At 58.7% G+C, this 24,202-nt stretch carries 21 protein-coding genes, 4 tRNA genes, 1 pseudogene and 1 riboswitch; of the genes and pseudogenes, 12 read left to right on the forward strand and 14 right to left on the reverse strand.

Annotated elements, in window-relative coordinates; all coding sequences use genetic code 11:
* Nucleotides 1–359: 359 nt before the first annotated feature.
* The 3 genes from GVN17_RS00525 (at nucleotide 360) to GVN17_RS00535 (ending at nucleotide 5,108) form a co-directional block, all read left to right on the forward strand.
* Entirely contained in the window at nucleotides 360–2,000 is a 1,641-nt protein-coding gene (locus GVN17_RS00525) for a methyl-accepting chemotaxis protein (protein WP_166593277.1), read from the forward strand.
* A 521-nt stretch (nucleotides 2,001–2,521) separates the two neighbouring features.
* A complete protein-coding gene (gene mqo / locus GVN17_RS00530) occupies nucleotides 2,522–4,159 on the forward strand; it encodes a malate dehydrogenase (quinone) (protein ID WP_166593278.1) in 1,638 nt (545 codons plus the stop codon).
* Between the two features lie 202 nt (nucleotides 4,160–4,361).
* Nucleotides 4,362–5,108 carry a YkgJ family cysteine cluster protein gene (locus GVN17_RS00535; protein WP_166593279.1) on the forward strand — a complete coding sequence of 249 codons (747 nt, stop codon included), beginning with the start codon at nucleotides 4,362–4,364 and terminating at the stop codon, nucleotides 5,106–5,108.
* 87 nt (nucleotides 5,109–5,195) lie between these two features.
* Here the strand turns inward: GVN17_RS00535 and GVN17_RS00540 are convergent, their stop codons facing one another.
* The gene (locus GVN17_RS00540) at nucleotides 5,196–5,990 is read right to left on the reverse strand and encodes an SDR family oxidoreductase (RefSeq protein WP_166593280.1); all 795 of its coding nucleotides are present in this window, start codon (nucleotides 5,988–5,990) and stop codon (nucleotides 5,196–5,198) included.
* A gap of 227 nt (nucleotides 5,991–6,217) precedes the next feature.
* Between GVN17_RS00540 and GVN17_RS00545 the strand changes: the two are divergent.
* A pseudogene (locus GVN17_RS00545) lies at nucleotides 6,218–7,169 on the forward strand (GlxA family transcriptional regulator).
* Nucleotides 7,170–7,296: 127 nt separating this feature from the next.
* Here GVN17_RS00545 and GVN17_RS00550 read toward each other — a convergent pair.
* Nucleotides 7,297–7,689 (reverse strand): tautomerase family protein, encoded by a 393-nt coding sequence (locus GVN17_RS00550; protein WP_166593281.1) that lies wholly within the window; start codon nucleotides 7,687–7,689, stop codon nucleotides 7,297–7,299.
* Between the two features lie 200 nt (nucleotides 7,690–7,889).
* On the opposite strand from GVN17_RS00550, the gene GVN17_RS00555 reads away from it, so the two are divergent.
* From GVN17_RS00555 to GVN17_RS29555, 3 genes are all read left to right on the forward strand, one after another.
* The gene (locus tag GVN17_RS00555; protein ID WP_166593282.1) at nucleotides 7,890–8,774 is read left to right on the forward strand and encodes a fumarylacetoacetate hydrolase family protein; all 885 of its coding nucleotides are present in this window, start codon (nucleotides 7,890–7,892) and stop codon (nucleotides 8,772–8,774) included.
* 145 nt (nucleotides 8,775–8,919) lie between these two features.
* Complete coding sequence (locus tag GVN17_RS00560; protein ID WP_166593283.1) at nucleotides 8,920–9,549, forward strand: TetR/AcrR family transcriptional regulator; 630 nt, start codon at nucleotides 8,920–8,922, stop codon at nucleotides 9,547–9,549.
* Between the two features lie 215 nt (nucleotides 9,550–9,764).
* Nucleotides 9,765–9,929, forward strand: a complete 165-nt coding sequence (locus GVN17_RS29555) for a DUF2256 domain-containing protein (protein WP_166593284.1) — start codon at nucleotides 9,765–9,767, stop codon at nucleotides 9,927–9,929.
* A 275-nt stretch (nucleotides 9,930–10,204) separates the two neighbouring features.
* Here GVN17_RS29555 and GVN17_RS00570 read toward each other — a convergent pair.
* Nucleotides 10,205–10,281 (reverse strand) — tRNA-Arg (locus GVN17_RS00570).
* 315 nt (nucleotides 10,282–10,596) lie between these two features.
* Here GVN17_RS00570 and GVN17_RS00575 point away from each other — a divergent pair.
* The 3 genes from GVN17_RS00575 (at nucleotide 10,597) to GVN17_RS00585 (ending at nucleotide 11,806) form a co-directional block, all read left to right on the forward strand.
* Entirely contained in the window at nucleotides 10,597–10,824 is a 228-nt protein-coding gene (locus GVN17_RS00575; RefSeq protein ID WP_256665030.1) for a hypothetical protein, read from the forward strand.
* 54 nt (nucleotides 10,825–10,878) lie between these two features.
* A complete protein-coding gene (locus tag GVN17_RS00580) occupies nucleotides 10,879–11,082 on the forward strand; it encodes a PA3371 family protein (protein ID WP_166593286.1) in 204 nt (67 codons plus the stop codon).
* A gap of 397 nt (nucleotides 11,083–11,479) precedes the next feature.
* Nucleotides 11,480–11,806 (forward strand): Arc family DNA-binding protein, encoded by a 327-nt coding sequence (locus tag GVN17_RS00585; RefSeq protein ID WP_166593287.1) that lies wholly within the window; start codon nucleotides 11,480–11,482, stop codon nucleotides 11,804–11,806.
* A gap of 125 nt (nucleotides 11,807–11,931) precedes the next feature.
* Here GVN17_RS00585 and mgtE read toward each other — a convergent pair whose 3' ends face one another.
* Nucleotides 11,932–13,374 carry a magnesium transporter gene (gene mgtE, locus GVN17_RS00590; RefSeq protein WP_166593288.1) on the reverse strand — a complete coding sequence of 481 codons (1,443 nt, stop codon included), beginning with the start codon at nucleotides 13,372–13,374 and terminating at the stop codon, nucleotides 11,932–11,934.
* A gap of 321 nt (nucleotides 13,375–13,695) precedes the next feature.
* Here mgtE and GVN17_RS00595 point away from each other — a divergent pair, with 321 nt between their 5' ends.
* Nucleotides 13,696–14,199 (forward strand): cell envelope protein SmpA, encoded by a 504-nt coding sequence (locus tag GVN17_RS00595; RefSeq protein ID WP_166593289.1) that lies wholly within the window; start codon nucleotides 13,696–13,698, stop codon nucleotides 14,197–14,199.
* Between the two features lie 48 nt (nucleotides 14,200–14,247).
* Here the strand turns inward: GVN17_RS00595 and GVN17_RS00600 are convergent.
* The 7 genes from GVN17_RS00600 to ltaE form a co-directional block, all read right to left on the reverse strand.
* Nucleotides 14,248–14,324, reverse strand: a tRNA-Arg gene (locus GVN17_RS00600).
* A 135-nt stretch (nucleotides 14,325–14,459) separates the two neighbouring features.
* Nucleotides 14,460–14,536 (reverse strand) — tRNA-Arg (locus tag GVN17_RS00605).
* Between the two features lie 107 nt (nucleotides 14,537–14,643).
* A tRNA-Ser gene (locus GVN17_RS00610) sits at nucleotides 14,644–14,734 on the reverse strand.
* Nucleotides 14,735–14,796: 62 nt separating this feature from the next.
* Complete coding sequence (gene csrA / locus GVN17_RS00615; protein WP_020290522.1) at nucleotides 14,797–14,985, reverse strand: carbon storage regulator CsrA; 189 nt, start codon at nucleotides 14,983–14,985, stop codon at nucleotides 14,797–14,799.
* Between the two features lie 183 nt (nucleotides 14,986–15,168).
* Entirely contained in the window at nucleotides 15,169–16,401 is a 1,233-nt protein-coding gene (locus tag GVN17_RS00620; protein WP_166593290.1) for an aspartate kinase, read from the reverse strand.
* Between the two features lie 95 nt (nucleotides 16,402–16,496).
* Entirely contained in the window at nucleotides 16,497–19,115 is a 2,619-nt protein-coding gene (gene alaS / locus GVN17_RS00625; RefSeq protein WP_166593291.1) for an alanine--tRNA ligase, read from the reverse strand.
* A gap of 144 nt (nucleotides 19,116–19,259) precedes the next feature.
* Nucleotides 19,260–20,264 (reverse strand): low-specificity L-threonine aldolase, encoded by a 1,005-nt coding sequence (gene ltaE, locus GVN17_RS00630; RefSeq protein WP_166593292.1) that lies wholly within the window; start codon nucleotides 20,262–20,264, stop codon nucleotides 19,260–19,262.
* Between the two features lie 184 nt (nucleotides 20,265–20,448).
* Nucleotides 20,449–20,593: riboswitch (FMN riboswitch) on the forward strand.
* 128 nt (nucleotides 20,594–20,721) lie between these two features.
* Between ltaE and GVN17_RS00635 the strand changes: the two genes are divergently transcribed.
* Entirely contained in the window at nucleotides 20,722–21,216 is a 495-nt protein-coding gene (locus GVN17_RS00635) for a 6,7-dimethyl-8-ribityllumazine synthase (RefSeq protein ID WP_166593293.1), read from the forward strand.
* 132 nt (nucleotides 21,217–21,348) lie between these two features.
* Here the strand turns inward: GVN17_RS00635 and astE are convergent, their stop codons facing one another.
* The 3 genes from astE to astB all read right to left on the reverse strand — a co-directional run bounded on the left by astE (nucleotide 21,349) and on the right by astB (nucleotide 24,084).
* The gene (gene astE / locus GVN17_RS00640) at nucleotides 21,349–22,356 is read right to left on the reverse strand and encodes a succinylglutamate desuccinylase (protein ID WP_166593294.1); all 1,008 of its coding nucleotides are present in this window, start codon (nucleotides 22,354–22,356) and stop codon (nucleotides 21,349–21,351) included.
* Nucleotides 22,357–22,371: 15 nt separating this feature from the next.
* On the reverse strand, nucleotides 22,372–22,662 hold the full coding sequence (locus tag GVN17_RS00645) for a topoisomerase II (protein ID WP_166593295.1): 291 nt from the start codon (nucleotides 22,660–22,662) through the stop codon (nucleotides 22,372–22,374).
* A gap of 75 nt (nucleotides 22,663–22,737) precedes the next feature.
* On the reverse strand, nucleotides 22,738–24,084 hold the full coding sequence (astB, locus tag GVN17_RS00650) for an N-succinylarginine dihydrolase (RefSeq protein WP_166593296.1): 1,347 nt from the start codon (nucleotides 24,082–24,084) through the stop codon (nucleotides 22,738–22,740).
* Between the last annotated feature and the right edge of the window lie 118 nt (nucleotides 24,085–24,202).

The following is a 24,202-nucleotide window of genomic DNA, read 5'->3' on the forward strand; positions in this document are numbered from 1 at the left end:
CAAATTGCCATCAAGCTATTTCACAGGGGCGTCGGCAACTTGCCGTAGGGCAAGAGAGCCCTCGCTTCGGTTATCGGCGGCGCCCAAGTAAAGCTTAGGTGACGCCCGCGATAAAAAGCGACCCTTCCATGACAATGATGCTGGGTGAAACGAATGCATTTGTGACGCAGGTCGTGTGCTTTAAAGCACGCGGGCGTGAAGAAAAGAGTCGGGATAATGGATCCAAACTCGGCCAATTTCGGGGAACGTAAAGTTTCGGCTAGATGTTACCGGATATGTAAAGTCCCTTCCCTCTCCGCCGATACGCTTGGAAGACGGTGACCCAACCGCGTCTCTTCCTCTCGCCTGAGTATTCCTTCATGTCCTGGCTGACCAACCTGAAACTCAAGTCCAAGCTGTTGCTCGCGTTTAGCCTGTGTGCCCTGATCACTGTGGTGGTGGGTGTGCTAGGCCAGAACGGCATTTCTCGTCTGTACGATTTGTTCAAAGGCACTGTTGAAAACAGCATGCTGTCGGTCACCAAGGTGGATTCGGTGAAGGCCAACGTGATTGCCACCAACCGCGACTTCTTCAAGATCATCGCCCTCAGCGCGCTGAAGGCCAGCCCCGAGGAAGTCAACGCGGTCATTCAGTCGCTCAAGGAAAACCAGGCGCAGGCAGACACCGACTTCGCGATCTATCGCAAGACCCCGATGGAAGATGACGAAAAGGCAGCGGGCGATGACTTCACTCGCGACTGGCCCGCCTACATGTCGGCGGTTCAAAGCACGCTGAGCGTCATTCAGAGCGGAGACGTCGAACAGGGCGCGAAACTGGCGGCCAGTAACGTCACCCCGACCTACCGCAAAACCATGGGCGAGCTGAAAATCATCATCGAATCCAACGCTCGCCAGGCTCAAGAGTCGGCCCAGGCAGGCGTGGAAACCGACAGTCAGGTGACGTGGCTGTTGACCATCGGTTCGCTGATTGCGGTCATTTGCGCCATTTCACTGGGGTTGATCGTGACGCGCATGATCACTCGCCCTATTTATCAATCGGTGGAAAGCGCCTCCCATGTGGCCAACGGCAACCTGACCCACGTCATCGCCTCCGGCGGCCAGGACGAGACCGGGCAACTGCTCAGGGCGCTGTCGACGATGCAGGGCAGCCTCAAAGGCACCGTGCAACAGATCGCCAGTGCTTCGGATCAACTGGCCTCGGCTGCGGAAGAACTGACCGCTGTGACCGACGACAGCACCCGCGGGCTGCAACGTCAGAACGACGAAATCCAGCAGGCTGCGACGGCCGTGAACCAGATGACCGCTGCCGTCGAAGAAGTCGCCCGCAACGCCGCCAGCGCTTCGCAAGTCTCGACCCAGACGGCAGACGACGCGGTCAAAGGCCAGCAGCAAGTGCAGCAAGCGGTGACTGCGATGAACACCATGACCGTGGAAATCAACGATTCGACCCAACGCGTCGAGGCACTGGCCGGGCAGATTCGTGACATCACCAAAGTGCTGGACGTGATTCGTGGCATTGCCGAACAGACCAACCTGCTGGCCCTCAACGCGGCCATCGAAGCCGCTCGCGCCGGTGAGCAAGGCCGTGGTTTTGCCGTGGTCGCCGACGAAGTCCGCGCCCTCGCCGCCCGCACACAAGCCTCGACTGGCGAGATCGAATCGATGATCACCCTGGTGCGCAACGGTGCCGATGAAGCGGTGCGCGCCATGGGCAAGAGCCAGGCCCTCGCCACCAACACCCAGACGCTCGCCACCGAAGCCGGTTTGGCGCTGGAGCGCATTAGCGAAGGCGTCAGCCAGATCAACGAACGCAATCTGGTGATCGCCAGCGCGGCCGAAGAACAGGCCCAAGTGGCGCGGGAAGTTGACCGCAATCTGGTGAACATTCAGGACCTGTCGGCGCAGACCGCCGCCGGCGCGAATCAGACCAACGCGTCGAGCCAGGAGCTGTCACGCCTGGCGGTGTCGTTCAACACCATGGTGGGCAAGTTCACCCTTTGACGCTTCAACGGTGATTTCCTGTGGGAGCGAATTCATTCGCGAAAAAGGGTGCAGATGACAGAGATGTAGTGACCTGGCCATCCCATCGCGAATGAATTCGCTCCTACAGATTCACACCGTGTTCAGCCAGCATTAGCGGCAGAATTCCATGGATCACACGTGGCGGAAGCCATTCTTTCGCCACCTGTGACACCTTGGCGTATTGACTAAATCGTCACACGTTTTGTCAGAAATCACATTTCAGGTACAATCGCCGCCCCCTCGCAGATCCCTTGGACCTGATGACCGAGTCCTGCGGGGTGTTTGTTGTTTACTCAAGCTGCTGCATCCCAATGATCTAACAAAAAGCCAGCGCAGAGGGACACAGAACTCAAGGTCTGCCTCATCGACCTTGAACCCTACCCCTCGCCCTCCGAGTGCGAAACCGAGCCTTGCGCCTGTCAGTTCTGACACGCGCCGAACCGGTCTCGTCTCGACATAAGAGGCAGGCGGATAACGTTCTTTCAATTGGATTGCGTGCAATGATCAAAACGACAGGCAAGGCCCTGCTGGGTCTGGCGATTTCGGTGGGTATGCTTCAGGCACACGCCGCAGAAAGCAAAAAAGTGGACGTGCTGCTGATCGGCGGCGGCATCATGAGCTCGACTCTGGGCGTCTGGCTCAACGAGCTGGAGCCAGGCTGGACCATGGAAATGGTCGAGCGTCTGGACAAAGTCGCCGAAGAAAGCTCCAACGGCTGGAACAACGCCGGTACCGGCCACTCCGGTCTCGCCGAGCTGAACTACACGCCGGAAGACAAAGACGGCAAGGTCAACATCTCCAAGGCCATCGAGATCAACGAAGCCTTCCAGGTGACCCGTCAGTTCCTGGCCTGGCAGGTCCGCCAGAGCGTTTTGAAAAACCCGCATTCGTTCATCAACTCCACACCGCACATGAGCTTCGTGTGGGGCGATGACAACATCAAGTTCCTGAAAAAGCGTTACGAAGCCCTGCAGGCGAGCCCGCTGTTCCGCCCGATGCAGTTCTCCGAAGACCACGCGCAGATCGCCAAGTGGGTCCCGCTGATGATGGAAGGGCGTGACCCGAGCCAGAAGCTGGCCACCACCTGGACGCCGATCGGCACCGACGTCAACTGGGGTGAAGTCACCCGTCAGTACGTCTCGGCGCTCCAGACTCGCCCCAACTTCAACTTGAAGCTGTCGAGCGAAGTCAACGACATCACCCGCAATGCCGATGGCAGCTGGCACGTCGAGTACAAGAATCTGAAGGACGGCACCAGCAGCGCGACCGACGCCAAGTTCCTGTTTATCGGCGCAGGCGGCGGCGCACTGAAGCTGTTGCAGAAATCCGGCATTCCGGAAGGCCGTGACTACGCAGGCTTCCCGGTCGGCGGTTCGTTCCTGGTCACCGAGAATCAGGACGTTGCCCTGCAACACATGGCCAAGGCCTACGGCATCGCCTCCACCGGCGCGCCGCCCATGTCGGTTCCGCACCTGGACACCCGCGTGCTCGACGGCAAGCGCGTGATCCTGTTTGGCCCGTTCGCGACCTTCTCCACCAAGTTCCTGAAAGAAGGTTCGTACCTGGACCTGTTCAGCAGCATGACCACCCACAACTTCTGGCCGATGACCAAAGTGGGCATCGAGCAGTACCCACTGGTGGAGTACCTCGCCGGCCAACTGATGCTGTCCGACGACGATCGCTTCAAGGCCTTGCAGGAATACTTCCCGCACGCCAAGAAAGAAGACTGGCGTCTGTGGCAAGCCGGTCAGCGCGTGCAGATCATCAAGCGTGATGCCGAGAAAGGCGGCGTGCTGAAACTGGGTACCGAAGTCGTGTCCTCACAGGACGGCAGCATCGCCGCACTGCTGGGCGCATCGCCTGGTGCCTCGACCGCCGCGCCGATCATGCTCAACGTGATGGAAAAGGTCTTCAAGGACAAAGTCGCGACGCCTGAATGGCAAGCGAAGATCCGCCAGATCGTGCCGAGCTACGGCACCAAGCTGAACGACTCACCGGCTGCCGTGCAGCAAGAGTGGAACTACACCGCCGAAGTCCTGCAACTGGACAAGCCGCCGGTGATCGACCAGAGCGTCGGCACGAGCACCGAGCCGAGCAAACCGACTGAAAGCAAGCCTGCGAACGACATGGCGCTGTAATCTTCGCCACGTTGAAATGGTTGCAATAAAAAGCCACGGGCCTCAAAACCCGTGGCTTTTTTGTGCGTGACGGACAGGTCAAAGGCATCGCTCATTTGTCCGCTGACAGGCAAATTTCATCCTTTTAGACTTGCTGTTTCAAGGCGCTCTGCGCATTCTGTGCGGCCACAGCTAACCTTCCCCGTACATCGAGTGATCTCGCGTGTCGAACACTTCAATTCGCTTTGCGTGCAATGGCTGCGGTGCCTGCTGCAAAAGTCGCTTGATCCCACTGACGCTGAATGAAGCACGTCAATGGCTCGCCCGTGGTCACGACGTCGCTATCGTGCTGGAAGCCTTCAACGAAGCGACCTGGACCTCCGACCCTCAGCAGTTCGCTCACAGCGTTCGGCGAGCGGCGGAAGTTGGCAGCGGCGATGCGCGGATTCAGGTCATTGCCGTGTTCACGGCCAATGCCCTGGACCGCTGCCCCAACCTGGGGGCCGACGACCGTTGCGGCATCTACGACGCGCGTCCGCTGGTCTGTCGGATATACCCGATGGAGATCAACCCGTTCATCCCCCTTCAGCCCGAAAACAAAGGGTGCCCGCCAGAGACCTGGCAGACCGGCGAGGTCATGTTCACTGATCGCATTATCGACCCGACACTGGCCCATCAAGTGGAGCAGTCACGGCAAGCGGACCGAGATGACGCGCGAGCCAAGATTAATATTTGCGAATACATGGGGCTCACGACGGTCGCCTGGAAAAATAACGCGATGGCGATTTATCAGCCCGATCGCCAGGCGTTGATAGCGGCCATCAATGCTTGCGACGCGGGCGCGCACGAGCCCGCAGGTAAGGCATGGTCAGTGCGAGTGGATCAGCCGGACTTGCGCCAGCAGTTGCTCGCGTCGGACATCGTTCTGAGCGATGACAGCTCGGCGGACTACATCTTCCATAGGCTGTGACGGGCGGCACCTGCACCCGCGTGCCATCACCGCCTAGTGACCTTCCTGTTGCTGCCTCCCTGATTCGCCAAGGCAGACGCGGTTGGATCAAACGCCGTAACGGGCCGCCGGTTTTGCGTTACTGAATTTCTTCGAGATCGTGCGACGCCCCGCTTCCCACTGCTCCCACGCTTCAGGCTCATGCAGCCCGGGAATGGTGACCCACTCGCCCTGATCCAGCCCCGCCAGCGCGGCGTCGACCAGATCGGCAGCGGTCATGGTGTTGACCCCGGTCTTCTGCGGGGCGTAACCGGCGACGTCCCAGAAATCGGTGGCAGTCGCACCCGGCAATACACTCTGGATGCGAACGCCCTTGTCGCCCAAGTCCCGTTGCAGCGTGTGACCGAAGCTCAGCACATAGGATTTCGACGCGCTGTACACGCCGTTGAGCATCTCGACGGCGATGCCGACCACTGAGGACAGGTTGACGATGGTGCCCGCTCCCCGAGCGACGAACGCCGGGGCGACTGCGTACGTCAGCCGGGTGAGCGCCGTGATGTTCAGCGCGATCATCGCCTCCATCTCGTCGGCGTCGTCGTTAAGGATCGAAGCGACGGAGCCAACACCGGCATTGTTGACCAGCATCGTGATACGGGCGTCCTCGCGCAGCACGTTCTCCACCTGTTTGAGCGAACGTTTGTCGCCCAGATCTGCCACCAGCGTCTCGATGGAGCGGCCCGTTTCAGCGGCGAGCCGGGCCGCCAGGTCTTTCAGCCGGTCCCCGTTGCGCGCCACCAGAATCAGGTCATAGCCACGCTTGGCCAGACGATCCGCGTAGACAGCGCCGATACCCGCGGAAGCGCCTGTGATCAATGCGGTGCCTTTGGAAGATGCAGTGTTCATCGTGTTTCTCCAGAAAAGGTGAGGCCGAGACAGTCGGTCAGGAGAGACTACGGTGCCCCGCAAAATGCTCAAATGTCATATATCCAACTTTTTAGGACAAGAATATTGAGGCACATCACGACGCTTTAACGGCAGATGACACGGGTCTGAAAACCGTGCAAGCATGTCCGCAAGTTGCACATACAACCTTTTATGACACTCAATATGTCTTACCCAAGGAGCGCACGATGATCCGTGTCGGGCTGGTGATCTACCCTGGCTTTCAGGTATTGGGCCTCGCTGTCTCTGCGGTCTTCGAAACGGCGAATGACATGAATGGCCCCTCTTACGAGCTGGCAGTGGTGTCTGAACACGGTGGCATCGTCCGGTCTTCGCTGGGTTTCGGGATGGAAACCTCGTCCTTCAAAGACGCCCGGTACGACACGCTGATCGTCATCGGCAATAACCACATCGACGCCGTTTCCGAAGGGTTGGTGGATTTTCTGCGAGCGTCGGTAGCGACCACCAGACGCATTCACGGCGGTGTGCACCGGTGCGTTCGTCGTCGCGCAGGCGGGGCTGCTGGATGGACGTCGCGCCACGACCCATTGGGCTCACGCCCGGGCCTTTCGCTCCACCTTTCCAGACGTTCAACTCGAAGAAGACCGGATATTCGTGATCGATGGTGCCGTCTGGACATCGGCCGGCATGACGGCGGGCATCGATCTGGCGCTGGCCATCGTTGAGAAGGATCTGGGCACCACGCTGGCCAGGAACGTCGCCAGGAAAATGGTCGTTCACCATCGTCGGTCCGGGGGCCAGTCGCAGTTTTCAATGCTGCTGGAACTGGACCCGAAAACCGACCGCATTCAGACCGCGCTGATCTACGCGAAAGAAAACCTCGCGGCCGAATTGTCGGTCGAAAAGCTCGCAGAAATCGCTCACCTGAGCCCGCGACAATTCAGCCGGCTTTTCCGGGAGGAAACCGGGCAATCTCCGGCCAAGGCCATCGAGCATCTGCGCGTCGAAGCCGCCCGCATCATGATGGAAGAGGGGCGTTATTCCCTCGACATCATTGCCCGGGACTGCGGCTTCGGCGACCGAGAGCGCATGAGGCGGTCGTTCTTGCGCGCGTTCAACCAATCCCCGCAAGCCATCAAACGCATCACTGAATCGCAGATGATCGACCTCTCCCACTGACGCATCTCGCATCGACAACCGCGCGTCGAAGCGCTCGCCCGTGGCGGTTTTCCAGCGGAGCGCCGCTTTTTCTTTCCAAAAAAAATGGCGCGGTACAAGGCCGCGCCATGGCTGACCACCAACGAAATCACGCTATCGGGGCGTATTGCATCTCGCCGTTACCGAACGACCAGTCTTCACGCTGAACATCGATCAGGCTGATCCAGACGTCTTCCTTGCGAATGCCCGCACGTTCATGGATGCCTTCGGCGACCGCGTTGTAGAACGCCTTTTTTACCTCGATGGACCGGCCCGCGTTCCAGGTGACCTGGATGAAGACGATCTTCGGCGTGTAAGTCACGCCCAGATAACCGTCAGCCGGGTAAATCAACTCGTCCTTCCCATGGCGATTGACGACCTGAAAACGGTCGTTCGCCGGCACATTGGCGGTGGTGGTCATCGCTTCATAAATGACGTCCCCAATGATTTTGACGGTTTCGGCAGAGGTCTCTGCAGCAACATCTATTCTGGCAAGTGGCATGGCATTTCCTGTTATTGGCGTGAAAGGGCTGGACGTGTTGCACGCTGCCGAAACCGGCGTTTCGCGCAAAATAAATGTCTCTCAACATTTATTGAATAGATGTTTTACATCATGTATTTTCCGCTGACAAGCCTGAGAGACACTTGCGTGAACGCGGGCGCTTACGCCAGAAAAAAAACCAACCCCCCTGAGGATCGACGATGAAATTTGCCAACGTCTTAGCTGAAGACAACCGCCCGACACCCGCACTGATCGACGATGTAAACGGGGTGTTCTGGCCGTTGAACGAACTTCAGGGCCGCTTCGCCGGCAGCCTTGACGAGTTGATCGCGAATTGGGAACAAGCTGCTGCCGGGCTTGGCGCTCAGGGTCCCGGCAGATCCCTCGTGGGTGTGAAAGTGCTGGCGCCCCTCGCGCCGACGCGCAACGTCTTTTGCGTGGGCAAGAACTATCACGAACACGCTGCAGAATTCAGCAAGTCCGGATTCGATCACAGCGCCAAGGACGGGGAAGTCGCCCCTGAATTTCCGGTAATCTTCACCAAGACGCCGGAGTCGATCATCGGGCACCTGGACTCCATTTCGCCGCACACCCGCGTCACCCGGCAACTGGATTATGAGGCAGAACTGGCCGTCATCATTGGCAAAGGGGGGCGTGGGATTTCGAAAGAAGACGCGTACGACCACGTTTGGGGCTACACCATCATCAACGACGTCACCGCCCGTGACCTGCAGAAAAACCACCGCCAATGGTTCCTCGGCAAATCCCTCGACGGGTTCTGCCCCATGGGCCCGTGGATCGTCACCGCCGACGCATTCAACCCGCAAAACGCCTCGATCAAATGCTGGGTGAACGAAGAGTTGAGGCAGGACGCCAACGTCAGCGCGCTCATCTTCGACATTCCCGCCCTCATCGAATGCCTGTCGGCGGGCATCGAGCTCAAGCCTGGCGATGTGATCAGCACCGGAACGCCCGTCGGCGTCGGCATCGGCTTCACCCCGCCCCGCTTCCTGCAACCAGGCGATACGGTTCGCATCGAAATCGACGGCATCGGCACACTGGAAAACTCCATCGCTGACACCTGATTCATCACGCTGCCTGACGGCCCGGGCCCCAGTCGTTCGTCGATTGGGCTTCGAGGCACACGGCCCGTCCCGGGTTCACCATGACAGTGATCAGGCTTTTATATAGGATGCTGCACATCTATTTCAGCGTATGAAGAGGCGCCTTATGCCGCGAGTGTCCAGACAGCAAACCGAGCTGAACCGTGTTTCGATCACGGAAACGGCAACCCGGCTCTATCGCGAACGTGGCTTGAACGGCGTGAGCGTGGCAGAAATCATGCATGAGGCGGGGCTGACCCATGGCGGGTTTTACGGGCATTTCGAGTCCAAGGAAGCCTTGGCGAACGAAGCCTGCGTACATGCGTTCGAGCAATCTGCCAACGCCTGGAAAGAGAAAATCGCCGCGCATCGCAAAAAACGAACAGCCCGCAAGGCGATCATTGATCACTACCTCGCGCCCTCCAAACGGGACAACGCCGCCGAGACCTGCCCGGTGGTGGCGTTTTCGGGTGACATTGCCCACGAAGGCAGACCTTCAGAGCTTCATCAGACTTACGTCAAGGGCCTTCAGACCTTGATGGAGGCGTACATGTCGACCCTCGAACCCGGTAAGTCACCCCGCGAGGACTCCGCAAACCGCCAGGCGGCTGTCGTCGAATACGCGCTGATGGTGGGCGCCATGACCCTCGCCCGCGCCACAGGTAAAACGGCCCTGTCGGACGAGATCCTGAAATCCGCGCGCACCTTTCTGAACTCGGATGCCTCCGCCATCGAGCGCTTGGCCCTGAACGGTTAACCGGTGCAGGCACCGCCCTCTGACAACCGTGGGTCAAGCGTGCCTGGGGCGTCGCTTGATCCCGATCAGTAATGAAAGCGGGTGATCGCCTTTGGAAGGCGGCGCACGGAACACGCCGAATTGAACGCCCATGTCAGCGTCTCGTACGCTCCAAAAAACAACAGCGGAGGCACAGGGTATCCTCGGCCAAAGCATCCTCTGCGGAAGGCCGCACTGTGAAGAAAAACGAACTACCGCAAAAAACCTGCGCCATCTGCGGCCTGCCATTCACCTGGCGAAAAAAATGGGCCCGCTGCTGGGACGACGTCAAGTACTGCTCGGAACGCTGTCGCCGTCACAAATCGGTTTCGCAGGAAACACGCCGGGGTGGGGAACGCTGATCACGTTGGAGGAAGGTTATGGCTGAAGCGCTCTGCCGCTTTCACCTAATGACCGAGAGTAGCCGTTGATGCACCGGGTATTCGGGACACACGGCTGGATGTGCGCCTTCTGCCGTAACGAAGCTCCGGGGTGGTGCAATCCATGGTGGGAATATACAAGGACGCCAGCCATCCGACTGACGACCTTACAAGCATCACGGAGCGTCATTGGCGTTTTGCATGCGTCGTTCCGAACTTAGCTTGGCAACGCAGACAGCTAGAAGTGTCTTTTAGTGTGGTGTCCCAGGGCAGGTTCGAACTGCCAACCTTCCCCTTAGGAGGGGGATGCTCTATCCAATTGAGCTACTGAGACACTGGGCCGGCGCTCTGAATGGCGCCAGCGGGACGGCGTGCATGTTAACGGCAAGCCCCTGTTTTGTCATGTCGTCATTGTCGTTTTGGGCTGTAGTCCGCCGGGGATTTGGCTGACAGCAGATGCCCGTCATGCAAATTGCAATGTCCCAAAATGACATCATTGCAAACTGCAATCTGCGCCCTTTCAAAAAAATACATAACCAATTGATTTCATTGGTTTTATTTTTGCAATTCGCTTGGCATGCAGACTGCATTCTCACTCTCGTGCAATCCCCTTCATACACAACTCCAAACGAAGGTAAACGAGATGAACATGACTCTCTCCCTGTTGAATGCTGCGGCTCTGGTCGCATTGGTGGCTTTCCACTTCCAGGCTGACGGCAGCAAAACCGAGAGCGTCGCGGTTCAGGCTCAACCGCATTACCTCGTCAAGCAAACACCGCGCTTCGCCGTCATGCCAGCGCAAAGGTCTGACGCCATGCTGGCCAACGATACTGACGAAGCCATTCCGGTTGATCGGTCTCAACGCTGGGTCTTTTGAACGCACGAGGCGTGACTGGGGTTTGCCAATCCGTTTATTGAACAGAGAAAAGCCATGTCAAAAGCAGCACTGTCCTTTCTGATTCTCGCCATCATGGGCGTCGCGGCGGATCAACTGCTTCCTTCATCAATGGACGCGCTTGGAACGGTCGCCAAAGTGGCCGCCGGTACGTTTGCCACGCTGTTCCTCGCCGCGCTGGTGGTGGGACGCCGCATCAAGTTCGACCCGGTATTGCGTCAGGCCAACGGCGGACGTTAAGTCCACATCCTCCTCTCCTCGCGCCCGTTGGCGCACTGCCAAAAGACCCTTCGTCTCTTTCTCGGCATCATTCTCGAAATTTCTTACAGACACTTCTACGCTGAAGACAGATAGCCATCATTGCGGAAACCCGCGTAATCTGTGGCTGTCGGTCGGATGAGTGGTATCCGGGAACTTTGCTAACCAGAACGCATTTCGGATAATTGGTGCTGGCTAAACGCCTTTATCTAGTTCAATATTTGTCACAGATTTGACGCCAAGGTTCCGACGTATTGATGCATGATGACGGACCTTTATGCTGGCAGGTTGAACATTTCGCCGAAATGACAGTCAGACGATGACATCTCGCGGCCAAATGCATGAACCGCCTCCCCTTTGAACTAAATCGGTTAAATATATGAGCCCTATGAAACAGGCCAATTATTCCAGTCGCACAGCTGACAAGTTCGTTGTCCGTCTCCCGGAAGGTATGCGCGAGCGCATTGCGGAAGTCTCCAAAGACAACCATCGCAGCATGAACTCTGAAATTATTGCGCGTCTCGAACAAAGCCTGATTCAAGAAGGCGCACTGGGCGACGAGCCTAAGCTGCGTCTCGACAGCCCAGAGTTGTCATTGCATGAACGTGAGCTGCTGCAGCGCTTCCGCCAACTTGCTCACCGCCAGCAAAACGCTCTGGTTTCGCTGATTGCTCACGACACCAGCCTGACCGCCGACGACGAATAAGTCCGAAGCGTCAGAGACTCAAAGGCCAGCATTCAGCTGGCTTTTTTGTGGGCGTCATCAATGGGAGCCCGCCGATTTCAGGATAAAAAAACCGCCCTTGAAGGCGGTTTTTTTACGAGGCTGGCTTAGAGCAAAAACACTGTCGCCAGCCCAAGAAAGATGAAGAAGCCGCCACTGTCAGTCATCGCGGTGATCATCACGCTGGAGCCCATCGCCGGGTCACGTCCCAGTTTGGCCAGCGTCATCGGGATCAGCACGCCCATGAACGCCGCGAGCAGCAAGTTCAACGTCATCGCTGCGGTCATGACCACGCCCAGCGACCAGCTGTGGTAAAGCAGGTAGGCCACGATACCGATAACCCCGCCCCACACCAGACCGTTGACCAGGGCCACGCCCAGTTCCTTGCGCATCAAACGCGAGGTGTTGCCCGTGCTGACCTGATCCAGCGCCATCGCGCGTACGATCATGGTGATGGTCTGGTTGCCAGAGTTACCGCCAATGCCTGCGACGATCGGCATCAAGGCCGCCAGCGCCACCAGCTTCTCGATGGAGCCTTCGAACAGGCCGATCACGCGGGAAGCGATGAAGGCGGTGATCAGGTTAACCGCCAGCCAGGACCAGCGGTTGCGCAGCGAGCGCCACACTGAGGCGAAGATGTCTTCTTCCTCGCGCAGACCTGCCATGTTCAATACTTCGGTTTCGCTCTCTTCACGAATCAGATCGACCATTTCATCAATGGTCAGACGGCCAATCAGCTTGCCGTTCTTGTCCACGACCGGCGAGGAAATCAAGTCGTAGCGCTCGAAGGCCTGAGCCGCCTCGTAAGCATCGCCGTCCGGGTGAAAACTCACCGGGTCACTGGCCATGACGTCCGACACTTGTTTTTCAGGGTCGTTGACCAACAGGCGCTTGATGGGGAGTACGCCTTTCAGCACGCCGTCGTAATCCACCACGAAGAGTTTGTCGGTATGACCCGGCAGCTCTTTCAGTCGACGCAGATAACGCAGCACGACTTCGAGGCTGACGTCTTCGCGAATGGTGACCATCTCGAAGTCCATCAGCGCGCCGACCTGTTCCTCATGGTAGGACAACGCCGAACGAACGCGCTCGCGTTGCTGGCTGTCGAGGGCTTCCATCAGCTCATGGACGACATCCCGGGGCAGCTCGGGCGCCAGGTCCGCGAGCTCGTCCGCGTCCATTTCCTTGGCGGCAGCGAGCAACTCGTGATCGTCCATGTCGGCGATCAGCGTCTCACGAACGGAGTCGGACACTTCAAGAAGAATGTCGCCGTCGCGCTCGGCCTTCACCAGTTGCCAGACCGTCAGACGGTCCTCAACCGGAAGAGCTTCGAGAATATAGGCGACGTCGGCAGAGTGCAGATCATCGAGCTTGCGTTGCAGCTCAACGAGGTTTTGGCGATGGACCAGGTTCTCAACGCGATCCTGGTGCTGGCCTTCCTGGCGATGAGTCAGGTCTTCGACGATGCGCTGACGTTGCAGCAGGTCGACGACTTGTGCGAGGCGATCCTGAAGGCTTTCCTGCGTTTTTTTTACTTCGATTTCGGTCATAGGCGAACTCCACTCCCAGCAGTGGACCGCGCCGGAAGATCAATCAGTCGATTCGTGATTGGTACAGCTTGATTCTGAGTTGCTACTGGGTAAGTCCATGGAGGTATTCCACAAGCCCCGGCGGGGCTGACGGGCGCAATCATACACCCCTTGCCGGGCCTTCATGTTAAAAATTCAACGCGGAACAAGCGCTTGCAACACAATGTTAAGCATTGTCCGAGTCGTTATTGCTACGACGTCACATCAAGAGAAGAAAACACGCTCGCCAGGCAAATTTCATCTGGCTAGGCTTTCTTGACACCCGTCAAGGAGGACGTCGACATGCCGTTGGACATCCGCAAAACCATTATTGCTGCCTTGCTGATCGCGCCCACCTGCACATGGGCAACGACAGTCAACCGTTGCGAAGACGATAACGGACGTATCACGTTTACAACCCTCGGCTGCCCCACCGGCCAAAACCCGACGACACATCAGTTTCACAGCCCGCTCCTTGGAACCGTTCAACCGGCCCCTTCCAGACACGCTGGCTCAGTAAAGAATCAGACTAACGCCGAACTGGTGATTGTCGGCCAACGAGACGACGGTTGCGGCAACGTGTTGAGCGCGGAGCAACGCCGCAAGGCCATCATCAATCAACAGACGCCGACAGGCATGACCAAACGGGATGTGGAAAGCCTTCTCGGCAAACCCGATAAAATCATAGGTCGCAACGCCGAGGTGCGTTATGTGTATGAAGAAAAGAAAGGTCGAAGCCGGCAGGTCACGTTCGATGAGCACGGCTGCGTGAAAGGTACGCGACAAAAAGGCAGGGCAGGAACATAAACCCTGGAAAGCAAAAAGCCCGCATTCTCATGCGGGCTTTTCGTTTTATGGTGCACTCGACAGGATTCGAACCTGTGACCGCTCGGTTCGTAGCCGAGTACTCTATCCAGCTGAGCTACGAGTGCAAATGGCGCTTGATAAACCAGATCACCTCTGGTCACTGCATTTTACTTCTGGAAGTGAGTGGTACTTCCGAAGGCCTGTTGAAGACAGGCTCTTTCTTAAAGTCGCCGCCTGTATCACTACAAACAACGCTTAAATGGTGCACTCGACAGGATTCGAACCTGTGACCGCTCGGTTCGTAGCCGAGTACTCTATCCAGCTGAGCTACGAGTGCATTTGTTGCCGCGCATTATAGGCCGTCAAATCTTTTGGTCAAGAACTTTTTCCAGTAAATTCAACAACTTACCGATCAAGCCAGATTACAACGTACTACGCAAATAATGGCGGAGAACGGGGGATTCGAACCCCCGACACCCTTTTGAGGTGTACTCCCTTAGCAGGGGAGCGCCTTCGGCCACTCGGCCAGCTCTCCGCAACACGGGGCGTATAATAACCACCCTTTTCCCCGTTTGCAAACCAAAAATTCAATAAAAATTAATGGCTTGGTTCCTGGTCCTTCTCTTTCTTGATGCGCAGGTAAATCTCTTCCCGGTGAACAGCCACTTCCTTGGGCGCGTTGACCCCAATTCGTACTTGATTACCTTTGACGCCGAGCACAGTCACGGTGATTTCACCGTCACCGATTATCAGGCTCTCCGCGCACCGACGGGTCAAAATCAGCATACCTATCTCCTCAACCTGAATTCAGGGACAACAGTCTGCACAACCATAAAGGCATTGGCCCGCACCAGAAGAGGCAACGGGCCAGTGTCGTGAGTATTGACTAGCGTCGGAAAAAAAACAGCTTTCTCGCGCACATCAGAAACACGAAGGGCGCGGAGTCGTCCGCGCCCTTCGGCGAAACCCTTACTCGCCCTTGCGGGGCGCGTCGAGTTCGAACGCAGTGTGCAGCGCACGTACCGCCAGTTCCAGGTACTTCTCCTCAATGACCACCGATACCTTGATTTCAGATGTGGAGATCATCTGGATGTTGATGGTTTCCTTCGCCAGCGCTTCGAACATGCGGCTCGCAACGCCTGCGTGGGAACGCATGCCCACGCCGACGATGGAGACCTTGGCAATCTTGGTGTCGCCGATCACTTCGCGCGCGCCGATTTCCTTGGCGGTATTCTGCAAGACGCTCAGCGCCTGCTCGTACTCGTTGCGGTGCACGGTGAAGGTGAAGTCGGTGGTGTTATCGTGCGCAACATTCTGCACGATCATGTCGACTTCGATGTTCGCGGCGCTGATCGGACCGAGGATCTTGAAGGCAACACCCGGGGTGTCTGGCACGCCACGGATTGTCAGCTTGGCTTCGTCACGGTTGAAGGCGATGCCCGAAATGATCGGCTGTTCCATGGATTCCTCTTCATCGATGGTAATGAGGGTACCCGGACCCTCCTTGAAGCTGTGCAGCACGCGCAGCGGAACGTTGTACTTGCCGGCGAACTCCACCGAGCGGATCTGCAACACCTTGGAGCCCAGGCTGGCCATTTCCAGCATTTCTTCAAAGGTAATCTTTTCCAGACGCTGTGCCTGAGGCACCACACGCGGGTCAGTGGTGTAAACACCATCGACGTCGGTGTAAATCTGACACTCATCGGCCTTCAACGCAGCAGCCAACGCCACACCCGTGGTGTCCGAACCACCGCGACCCAAGGTCGTGATGTTGCCGTTTTCGTCGACGCCCTGAAAACCGGCGACGACGACAACGCGACCTTCTTTCAGATCAGCACGAATTTTCTGATCGTCGATCTGCAGAATACGCGCCTTGTTGTGCGCGTTGTCGGTAAGGATGCGCACCTGATTACCGGTGTAGGACACCGCCGGCACCCCACGCTTGATCAGCGCCATGGCCAGCAAGGCAATCGTCACCTGCTCACCGGTGGAAACAATGACATCCAGCTCACGCGGAACCGGCTGGTCGCTGATCTGCTTGGCGAGGTCGATCAGGCGATTGGTTTCGCCGCTCATCGCGGACAGCACCACCACCAGATCATCACCCTCCTCGCGGAATTTCTTGATTTTGTCGGCCACCTGCTCGATGCGCTCGATCGAGCCCACGGAGGTGCCGCCAAATTTTTGTACGATTAAAGCCATCTCAAAGCCGCCTCAGCCCATGACGGGCCCCCGTTAAACATTCAAACCGCGTAGCGCCGCCCTCTTCGTTATAGAGAAAAGGGCGGTGGGTCGACTTAAATTCCCTGTTCGGCGAACGGAACCGCCAGCGCGAGCGCCGCGTCCAGCCCGGCAGCATCAACGCCGCCACCTTGTGCCATGTCAGGACGACCGCCGCCTTTACCGCCAACAGCGGCAGCCGCTTGCTTCATCAAATCACCGGCTTTGAGTTGGCCAGTCAGGTCCTTGGTGACACCCGCCACCAGCACGACCTTGTCTTCATGCACACCGCCGAGCAGGATCACTGCGCGACCGAGTTTGTTCTTCAACTGATCCACCAGCGCCAGCAGCGCTTTACCATCCTGACCATCGAGACGGGCAGCGAGGACCTTGGCGCCCTTGACGTCCACCGCTGACGCCGACAGATCGTCGCCCGCCGCGCTGGCCGCCTTGGCCTGCAGTTGTTCCAGCTGTTTTTCCAGCAGACGGTTGCGCTCCAGCACAGCCGTCAGTTTGTCCAGCAGGTTGTCGCGATTGCCTTTGACCAGGTTCGCGGCTTCCTTCAATTGCTCTTCAGCGGTGTTCAGGTACGCCAGCGCCACAGCGCCGGTGACCGCTTCGATACGACGCACACCCGAAGCCACGCCGCCTTCGCTGATGATCTTGAACAGTGCGATGTCGCCGGTGCGGTTGGCGTGAATCCCGCCGCACAGCTCGACGGAGAAATCACCGCCCATGCTCAGCACGCGAACGCTGTCGCCGTACTTCTCGCCGAACAGCGCCATGGCGCCCTTCTTCTTGGCGGTTTCGATGTCGGTCTCTTCGGTCTCAACGGCGGTGTTCTTGCGAACCTCGGCGTTGACGATGTCTTCCAGCGCCTTGATCTGCTCAGGCTTGATGGCTTCGAAGTGGCTGAAGTCGAAGCGCAGGCGCTGACTGTCAACCAGCGAGCCTTTCTGCTGGACGTGATCGCCCAACACCTGACGCAGCGCAGCATGCAGCAAGTGCGTGGCCGAGTGGTTCAGGGAGGTGGCTTGACGCACTTCGGCGGCCACTTGGGTGCTCAGCGTGGTGCCGACGGTCAGGCTGCCCGACACTTGCACACCGTGGTGCAGGAACGCGCCGCCGGTCTTGGTGGTGTCGCTCACGTCGAAACGGATGCCATTGGCGGTCAGGTAACCGCTGTCGCCGATCTGGCCGCCGGACTCGGCGTAGAATGGGGTCTGATCGAGAATCACGACGCCTTCTTCGCCTTCGTTCAACTGCTGAACCGACTGGCCTTCTTTGTAGATGGCCACGACCTTGGCGTCGCCCGCAGTGGCCGAATAACCGGTGAACGCGGTTGGCACATCGACCTTGACCAGGCTGTTGTAGTCCATGCCGAAAGCGCTGGCCGAACGGGCGCGCTCACGCTGGGCGTCCATCTCGCGTTCGAAACCGGCTTCGTCGAGGGTCAGGTTGCGTTCACGGGCGATGTCGCCAGTCAGGTCCATCGGGAAGCCGTAAGTGTCGTACAGCTTGAACACGACGTCGCCCGGCACGACCGTGCCTTTCAGCTCGGCCAGGTCCTGTTCGAGGATTTTCAGGCCCTGCTCCAGGGTCTTGGCGAATTGCTCTTCTTCCGCTTTCAGTACGCGCTCGATGTGCGCCTGTTGGGATTTCAGCTCAGGGAAGGCTTCGCCCATTTCGGCGACCAACGCAGCCACGATCTGGTAGAAGAAGCTGCCCTTGGCGCCCAGCTTGTTGCCGTGACGGCAGGCGCGACGAATGATGCGGCGCAGCACGTAGCCACGGCCTTCGTTGGACGGGAGCACGCCGTCAGCGATCAGGAAGCCGCAGGACCGGATGTGGTCAGCCACGACTTTCAGCGAAGGCTGGGCGTCGTTGGTGCAACCGATGGCCTGAGCGGCAGCGGCGAGCAGGCTCTGGAACAGGTCGATCTCGTAGTTCGAATGCACGTGTTGCAGGACGGCGCTGATCCGCTCCAGGCCCATGCCGGTGTCGACCGACGGCGCTGGCAGCGGGTGCAGCACGCCATCGGCAGTGCGGTTGAACTGCATGAAGACGTTGTTCCAGATCTCGATGTAACGGTCGCCGTCTTCTTCCGGCGAGCCCGGCGGGCCACCCCAGATGTCGGCGCCGTGGTCGTAGAAGATCTCGGTGCAAGGACCGCACGGGCCGGTATCGCCCATGGTCCAGAAGTTGTCAGACGCGTAAGGCGCGCCTTTGTTGTCGCCGATGCGAACCATGCGCTCGGCCGGCACGCCGACTTCCTTGGTCCAGATGTCATAGGCTTCATCATCGGTCGCGTAGACCGTGACCCAGAGCTTGTCCTTCGGCAGTTTCAACACGCCGGTCAGGAAGGTCCAGGCGAAGGTGATCGCATCGCGCTTGAAGTAGTCGCCGAAGCTGAAGTTACCCAGCATTTCGAAGAAAGTGTGGTGACGTGCGGTGTACCCGACGTTTTCCAGGTCGTTGTGTTTGCCACCGGCGCGCACGCACTTCTGGCTACTGACGGCACGGGTATAGGCCCGTTTTTCCTGGCCCAGGAAGCAATCCTTGAACTGGTTCATGCCTGCGTTGGTGAACAGCAGGGTCGGGTCGTTGCCCGGAATCAAGGAGCTGGAGGCTACTCGGGTGTGGCCTTGCTCTTCGAAGAAGCGAAGGAAGGCTTCACGGATTTCTGCGCTTTTCATAGGTTCTTCCACGGGAACTACGGCCGGAGCCAACTGCATAACGTCATTCGACGAAACGACGGCAAAGGGCCGCATTATATAGGCGTTACTGCCACGGTACAGCGTCTTTGTACGATAGATGCCGCCAATTGGATTATCGGTCGGTTAGCGGCTACCGAATTCGGCAAACGCGGCGACCACCTGCTCCATTTGCGCCGCCGAGGCGTCAAGGTGCGTGACCATGCGCAAACGCGGGGCAGCACTGAGGACAATACCTCGCTCGGCACAAAAGGCTTTGAAACGTTCGGCACGGTCGCCGATGTGCACGTAGACCATGTTGGTTTGCACGGGCTCGACCTCGAAACCCAGTTCGCTCAGCGCCTTGCCGAGAAACGCCGCGTTGGCGTGGTCGTCGGCCAGACGCTCGACCTGATGCTCCAGCGCGTACAGGCCTGCCGCTGCAATCGATCCGGCTTGACGCATGCCGCCGCCGACCATCTTGCGTAACCGGCGTGCCTTGGCGATGAACTCTGCAGAGCCACACAGCACTGAGCCAATCGGCGCGCCGAGGCCTTTGGACAGGCAAACCGACACCGAATCGAAATGCTGGGTGATTTCTCGGGCTTCCACGCCCAGCTTGACGGCGGCGTTGTAAAGACGTGCGCCATCCAGATGCAGGGCCAGGCCCTTTTCGCGGGTCAACTTGCGGGCCGCCGCCAGATACTCCAGCGGGAGCACCTTGCCCTGCATGGTGTTTTCCAGGGCCAGCAGGCGGGTGCGTGCGAAATGGAAATCGTCGGCCTTGATCGCGGCCACCACCTGATCGAGGTCCAGCGAGCCGTCGGCCTGGTTGTCCAGCGGCTGAGGCTGAATCGAGCCCAACACCGCCGCGCCGCCCCCTTCGTATTTGTAGGTGTGCGCCTGCTGCCCAACGATGTATTCATCGCCGCGCTCGCAGTGCGCCATCAGGCCGAGCAGGTTGCTCATGGTGCCGGTAGGAACGAACAGCGCCGCCGCGAAGCCCAGACGCTCCGCCAGCCACGACTCCAGTTTGTTGACCGTCGGGTCCTCGCCGTACACGTCGTCGCCCAGTGGCGCGCGGGCCATGGCGTCACGCATGCCTGCGGTGGGTTGGGTCACTGTGTCGCTGCGCAGATCGATAACCGTCACGATTAAGCTCCCTGAAAGATGATTCGAACCCCAGTCTTGAGGCCGGGACCTCAGATAATCAAGGCTTCGGGCCGCGATGCCAAGATGGGCTTATAAGAAAAGCTGATGAAAACCATCAAAAAGGCTCCATGCACATTCTGAAAATCTGTGTTACAAACTGCACGCCGACGAATTATGCCGTCGGCAACGTTCTCAGGGCGGGGTGCGATTCCCCACCGGCGGTAATGGCGCGCAAAGCGTCTAGCCCGCGAGCGCTCGCGTTGCGAGGTCAGCAGACCCGGTGTGATTCCGGGGCCGACGGTCATAGTCCGGATGAAGAGAGAACGGGATAGGCACCACAGGATCGTCTCGCAGCATTGTCACGTGAGCATTTTGCCCGGACCGCTGACGACCCGTACCCTGGCATCCCCTTCGATCCAAAGTGCCCTGTTTTTTAATTAAACAGGAGTCAGAACACATGCAACCTACCGCTATCCACGCTCACGAGCGCATCGCTTTCATTCAAGCTTGCTGGCACAAAGATATTGTCGATCAGGCGCGTAAAGGCTTTGTCGCTGAAATGGCCAACCACGGCTATGCCGAGAGCGATATCGATTTCTTCGAAGTCGGCGGCGCTTTTGAAATTCCCCTGCACGCCAAACTGCTGGCCAACAGCGGTCGCTACGGCGGCATCGTGGCCGCTGGCCTGGTGGTCGATGGCGGGATCTACCGTCATGAGTTCGTGGCTCAGTCGGTCATCTCTGCATTGATGCAGGTTCAACTGGAAACCGAAGTGCCGGTGTTCTCGGTGGTCCTGACCCCGCATCACTTCCACGCGGGCGAAGAGCACCACAACTATTTCTTCAACCACTTCGTGCACAAAGGCCAGGAAGCGGCGAAGACCTGCGCGGACACCCTGGCGAAGCTGCGTGCGGTGCGTCGTTTGGGTGAATCGCAGAAAGCGGTGGGTTGATTGGAATTCGGCGCTCCCAAACGCCGCTCTTCCTTGTAGGAGTGAGCTTGCTCGCGATGCGGTTTATCGGTGACATTTCAGGCGCCTGACACACCGTAATCGCGAGCAAGCTCACTCCTACAGAGGCCCACTTCAGCCCAACTGCTCATCCGTCGTCGGCACGATCAGAATCCCGGCACGCAAACCGTTCTTGACCTTCGGATTCGGGAAGATGATGCGGGCGCCCTCTTCTTCGACCACCCAGCGTGAATTTGACGCGTCCTCGGCCAACAGAAAGCCTTTATCCAGCTGGGTGAAGTTCTCGATGTCGTCCGGCAGGTGCAGACGAAACGCATCGCTGCGCTTGATGACTTCCCGCGCCACGCTGAACAGTTTCAAGCCATCGATCTGATCGCCCACCAGAGGCTCTGAGCCCTTGATCAGTTGCTCAAGCGTTGCCTTCAACGGCACGAGGTTGACCTGCTGGTTTTGCCCGAACGGCCGCGCCTTGCCCAACTCCAGCGTGAAAGCCTCGGCCCCAAGCTTGTCGTAGGTGTAGGCGCTGAACACGATGGACGGCTTGTTCTGCAACAACACCGCTTCCATGCCCGCCTTGTGCAAGCGCACCAGTTCACGGCGTGAATGCTGGCGCCCCTCCTTCCACGGGTAAAGCGCGAACTGTTCGATCTTCGAGCCACGAATTGCCGTGTGCAGGTCGTAATGCAGTCGGTAACGATCAGGCAGGCTGAAAAAGCTCGCGGCCAGACGTTCCAGCTCGCAGGCCCGCAGCGCCTCATTGCCTTCGGTTTGTTCGTGACGGCCATTGAACAGCCGATTGACGTCCTGCTCGATATAGCGCGCGCCGCGACGCATCGCTTCGGGGTTGCCGAACAGAAACAGAATGCGCGCCCGAGGCTTGAGTTCGCCCCGGGCGATGGCGTGAATCAGCTCATCCAGCAATTCGATAGGGGCTGTTTCGTTGCCATGAATGCCCGCAGACAGCAGCAGGTCAGTGCCATTGTCCTTCGCGTCGGGGGGCCGGACTTCCAGCGCCCCTTCGGCCAGCCAGCGCAAACGCACGCCGTCGACGGTCAGTTGAGTCTTTGCTGCGGGTTCACGACCCGCCAGGGTCAGTTCAAGCAGTTTGCCGAGGGCGAGCATAGGACGAGCTCCTGCTTAGTGATTGCAATCCGGGCCGTGCACATGGCCTTCTTCGTCGTCGCCGCCAACGTCAGCCGGTTCCATTTCCAGCTGCAGACTCACGAGGTTGGTCGCCAGCGGACGCAACAGCAGGTTGGCGTACTCGGCGTCGCCCTCCTCGACGTCCACACCGATCAGCAACTGGCCACGGCCGTCTTGCTGAATCCACACTTCTTTGCCCTGCCAGATCACGGCGAAACGCGTGCAGGAGGTTTCCAGCTGAGTGCCGTCGGTGTCTTCAAGGATCAAACGCAGGGCGTCGGTCATAAAAATTCTCTCTGTAAAAGCAACGGCATCGCGGCCTGACGCCGCTTACGAATCAGGCGCGATGGAGGAAATGCATCAATTGAGTTGGAAAGGATAGACCGCGCCCAGCTTCAGGTGCTGCGTCAATTCATCCAGTGCCGTGCGGCATTCTGTCAGCAGTTGCGGGTCCGCAAGGTCGCTTTCGCTCAGGCGATCGCGGTAGTGCTTGTCCACCCACTGCGTCAGCGTGTCGTACAACGGCGCGGTCATGATAACTCCTGGATTGACCGCCGCCAGTTCCGTTTCATTCAGCGCCACCCGCAAACGCAGGCAGGCCGGGCCGCCGCCGTTCTGCATGCTTTGCTTGAGATCGAACACCTTGACCTCGCGAATCGGGCTTTCGTCCGCGATCAGGCGTTGCAAGTAATGCCACACGCCTTCGTTGCTGCGGCACTCTTCCGGCACGATCAGCAGCATCGAGCCATCCGGGCGCGACAGCAACTGGCTGTTAAACAGATAGGAGCGGACAGCGTCTTCCACGCCCACTTCGGTACGCGGCACGCAGATGGCCTGGAAACGGCCGCCGCGACGGCTGAGCTTGTCGTGCAGTTCGCTGAGCATGTGCTCGGTATTGAGGAAGGCATCCTCGTGATAGAACAGCACTTCGCCATTGCCGACCGCGATCACGTCGTTGTGGAACACGCCCTGATCGATCACCGCCGGATTCTGTTGCGCGTAGACCACGCCTTCATCGCTCAGGCCATGCAGACGCGCGACGGCTTGGGACGCTTCGAGGGTCTGGCGCGCCGGGTACTTCTGCGGCGCCGGGAAACGGGTGTCGAACGCCGCACGACCGAACACGAAGAACTCGACGCCCGCCTCGCCGTAACTGCGGCAGAAACGCGTGTGGTTGGCCGCGCCCTCATCGCCGAACTGGGCAACGGCAGGCAAGGCGGCGTGATGAGCGAAGTGCTGCTGATCAGCAAACATGGCGCCCAGCACGCGACTGGTGGTCGGGTGTTCGATGCTGCGGTGGTATTTGCAGTTGAGGTTCGCAGCGGTGAAATGCACGCGGCCGTCAGCGGTGTCGGCACTCGGGCTGACCGTCGCGGCGTTGGCCACCCACATGCTCGACGCCGAGCAACTGGCGACCAGCAGCGGCATGGATTCCTTGGCTGCACGTTCGATGACCTGGGCGTCGGTACCACCGAAACCCAGCTTGCGCAGGCCCGCGATGTCCGGACGCTCCTGTGGCGCCAGCACACCCTGGGTGAAGCCCAGTTCCATCAGCGCCTTCATTTTCGCCAGCCCTTGCAGCGCCGCCTCACGGGGGTTCGACGACTGCTGGCAATTGCTCTGGGACGCGACGTTGCCGTACGACAGTCCGCCGTAGTTATGGGTCGGCCCCACTAGACCGTCAAAGTTGACTTCACAGGATTTCATCGGTGAGGCTCCGTGGATCTGTTTTTATAAGCACATTCTTCGTGCGCTGCCTGACCTGTAGGAGTGAGCTTGCTCGCGATGGCGGCTTGTCAGCGGTCATTGGGTGACAGAGACAACG

Origin of the sequence: Pseudomonas sp. SLFW, assembly GCF_009905615.1 — a bacterium.
Classification (GTDB): domain Bacteria; phylum Pseudomonadota; class Gammaproteobacteria; order Pseudomonadales; family Pseudomonadaceae; genus Aquipseudomonas; species Aquipseudomonas bambusae.

What these genes read in the sequence shown, in the direction of transcription:
- GVN17_RS00580 (WP_166593286.1), top strand. Translation starts at nt 10,879, where the DNA reads ATGTCAAAAGCAGCACTGTCCTTTCTGATTCTCGCCATCATGGGCGTC.
- GVN17_RS00540 (WP_166593280.1), bottom strand. Translation starts at nt 5,990, where the DNA reads ATGAACACTGCATCTTCCAAAGGCACCGCATTGATCACAGGCGCTTCC.
- GVN17_RS00550 (WP_166593281.1), bottom strand. Translation starts at nt 7,689, where the DNA reads ATGCCACTTGCCAGAATAGATGTTGCTGCAGAGACCTCTGCCGAAACC.
- GVN17_RS00525 (WP_166593277.1), top strand. Translation starts at nt 360, where the DNA reads ATGTCCTGGCTGACCAACCTGAAACTCAAGTCCAAGCTGTTGCTCGCG.
- GVN17_RS00560 (WP_166593283.1), top strand. Translation starts at nt 8,920, where the DNA reads ATGCCGCGAGTGTCCAGACAGCAAACCGAGCTGAACCGTGTTTCGATC.
- GVN17_RS00620 (WP_166593290.1), bottom strand. Translation starts at nt 16,401, where the DNA reads ATGGCTTTAATCGTACAAAAATTTGGCGGCACCTCCGTGGGCTCGATC.
- GVN17_RS00555 (WP_166593282.1), top strand. Translation starts at nt 7,890, where the DNA reads ATGAAATTTGCCAACGTCTTAGCTGAAGACAACCGCCCGACACCCGCA.
- GVN17_RS00635 (WP_166593293.1), top strand. Translation starts at nt 20,722, where the DNA reads ATGCAACCTACCGCTATCCACGCTCACGAGCGCATCGCTTTCATTCAA.
- GVN17_RS00595 (WP_166593289.1), top strand. Translation starts at nt 13,696, where the DNA reads ATGCCGTTGGACATCCGCAAAACCATTATTGCTGCCTTGCTGATCGCG.
- mgtE (WP_166593288.1), bottom strand. Translation starts at nt 13,374, where the DNA reads ATGACCGAAATCGAAGTAAAAAAAACGCAGGAAAGCCTTCAGGATCGC.
- GVN17_RS00575 (WP_256665030.1), top strand. Translation starts at nt 10,597, where the DNA reads ATGACTCTCTCCCTGTTGAATGCTGCGGCTCTGGTCGCATTGGTGGCT.
- astB (WP_166593296.1), bottom strand. Translation starts at nt 24,084, where the DNA reads ATGAAATCCTGTGAAGTCAACTTTGACGGTCTAGTGGGGCCGACCCAT.
- GVN17_RS00645 (WP_166593295.1), bottom strand. Translation starts at nt 22,662, where the DNA reads ATGACCGACGCCCTGCGTTTGATCCTTGAAGACACCGACGGCACTCAG.
- alaS (WP_166593291.1), bottom strand. Translation starts at nt 19,115, where the DNA reads ATGAAAAGCGCAGAAATCCGTGAAGCCTTCCTTCGCTTCTTCGAAGAG.
- mqo (WP_166593278.1), top strand. Translation starts at nt 2,522, where the DNA reads ATGATCAAAACGACAGGCAAGGCCCTGCTGGGTCTGGCGATTTCGGTG.
- GVN17_RS00585 (WP_166593287.1), top strand. Translation starts at nt 11,480, where the DNA reads ATGAGCCCTATGAAACAGGCCAATTATTCCAGTCGCACAGCTGACAAG.
- astE (WP_166593294.1), bottom strand. Translation starts at nt 22,356, where the DNA reads ATGCTCGCCCTCGGCAAACTGCTTGAACTGACCCTGGCGGGTCGTGAA.
- csrA (WP_020290522.1), bottom strand. Translation starts at nt 14,985, where the DNA reads ATGCTGATTTTGACCCGTCGGTGCGCGGAGAGCCTGATAATCGGTGAC.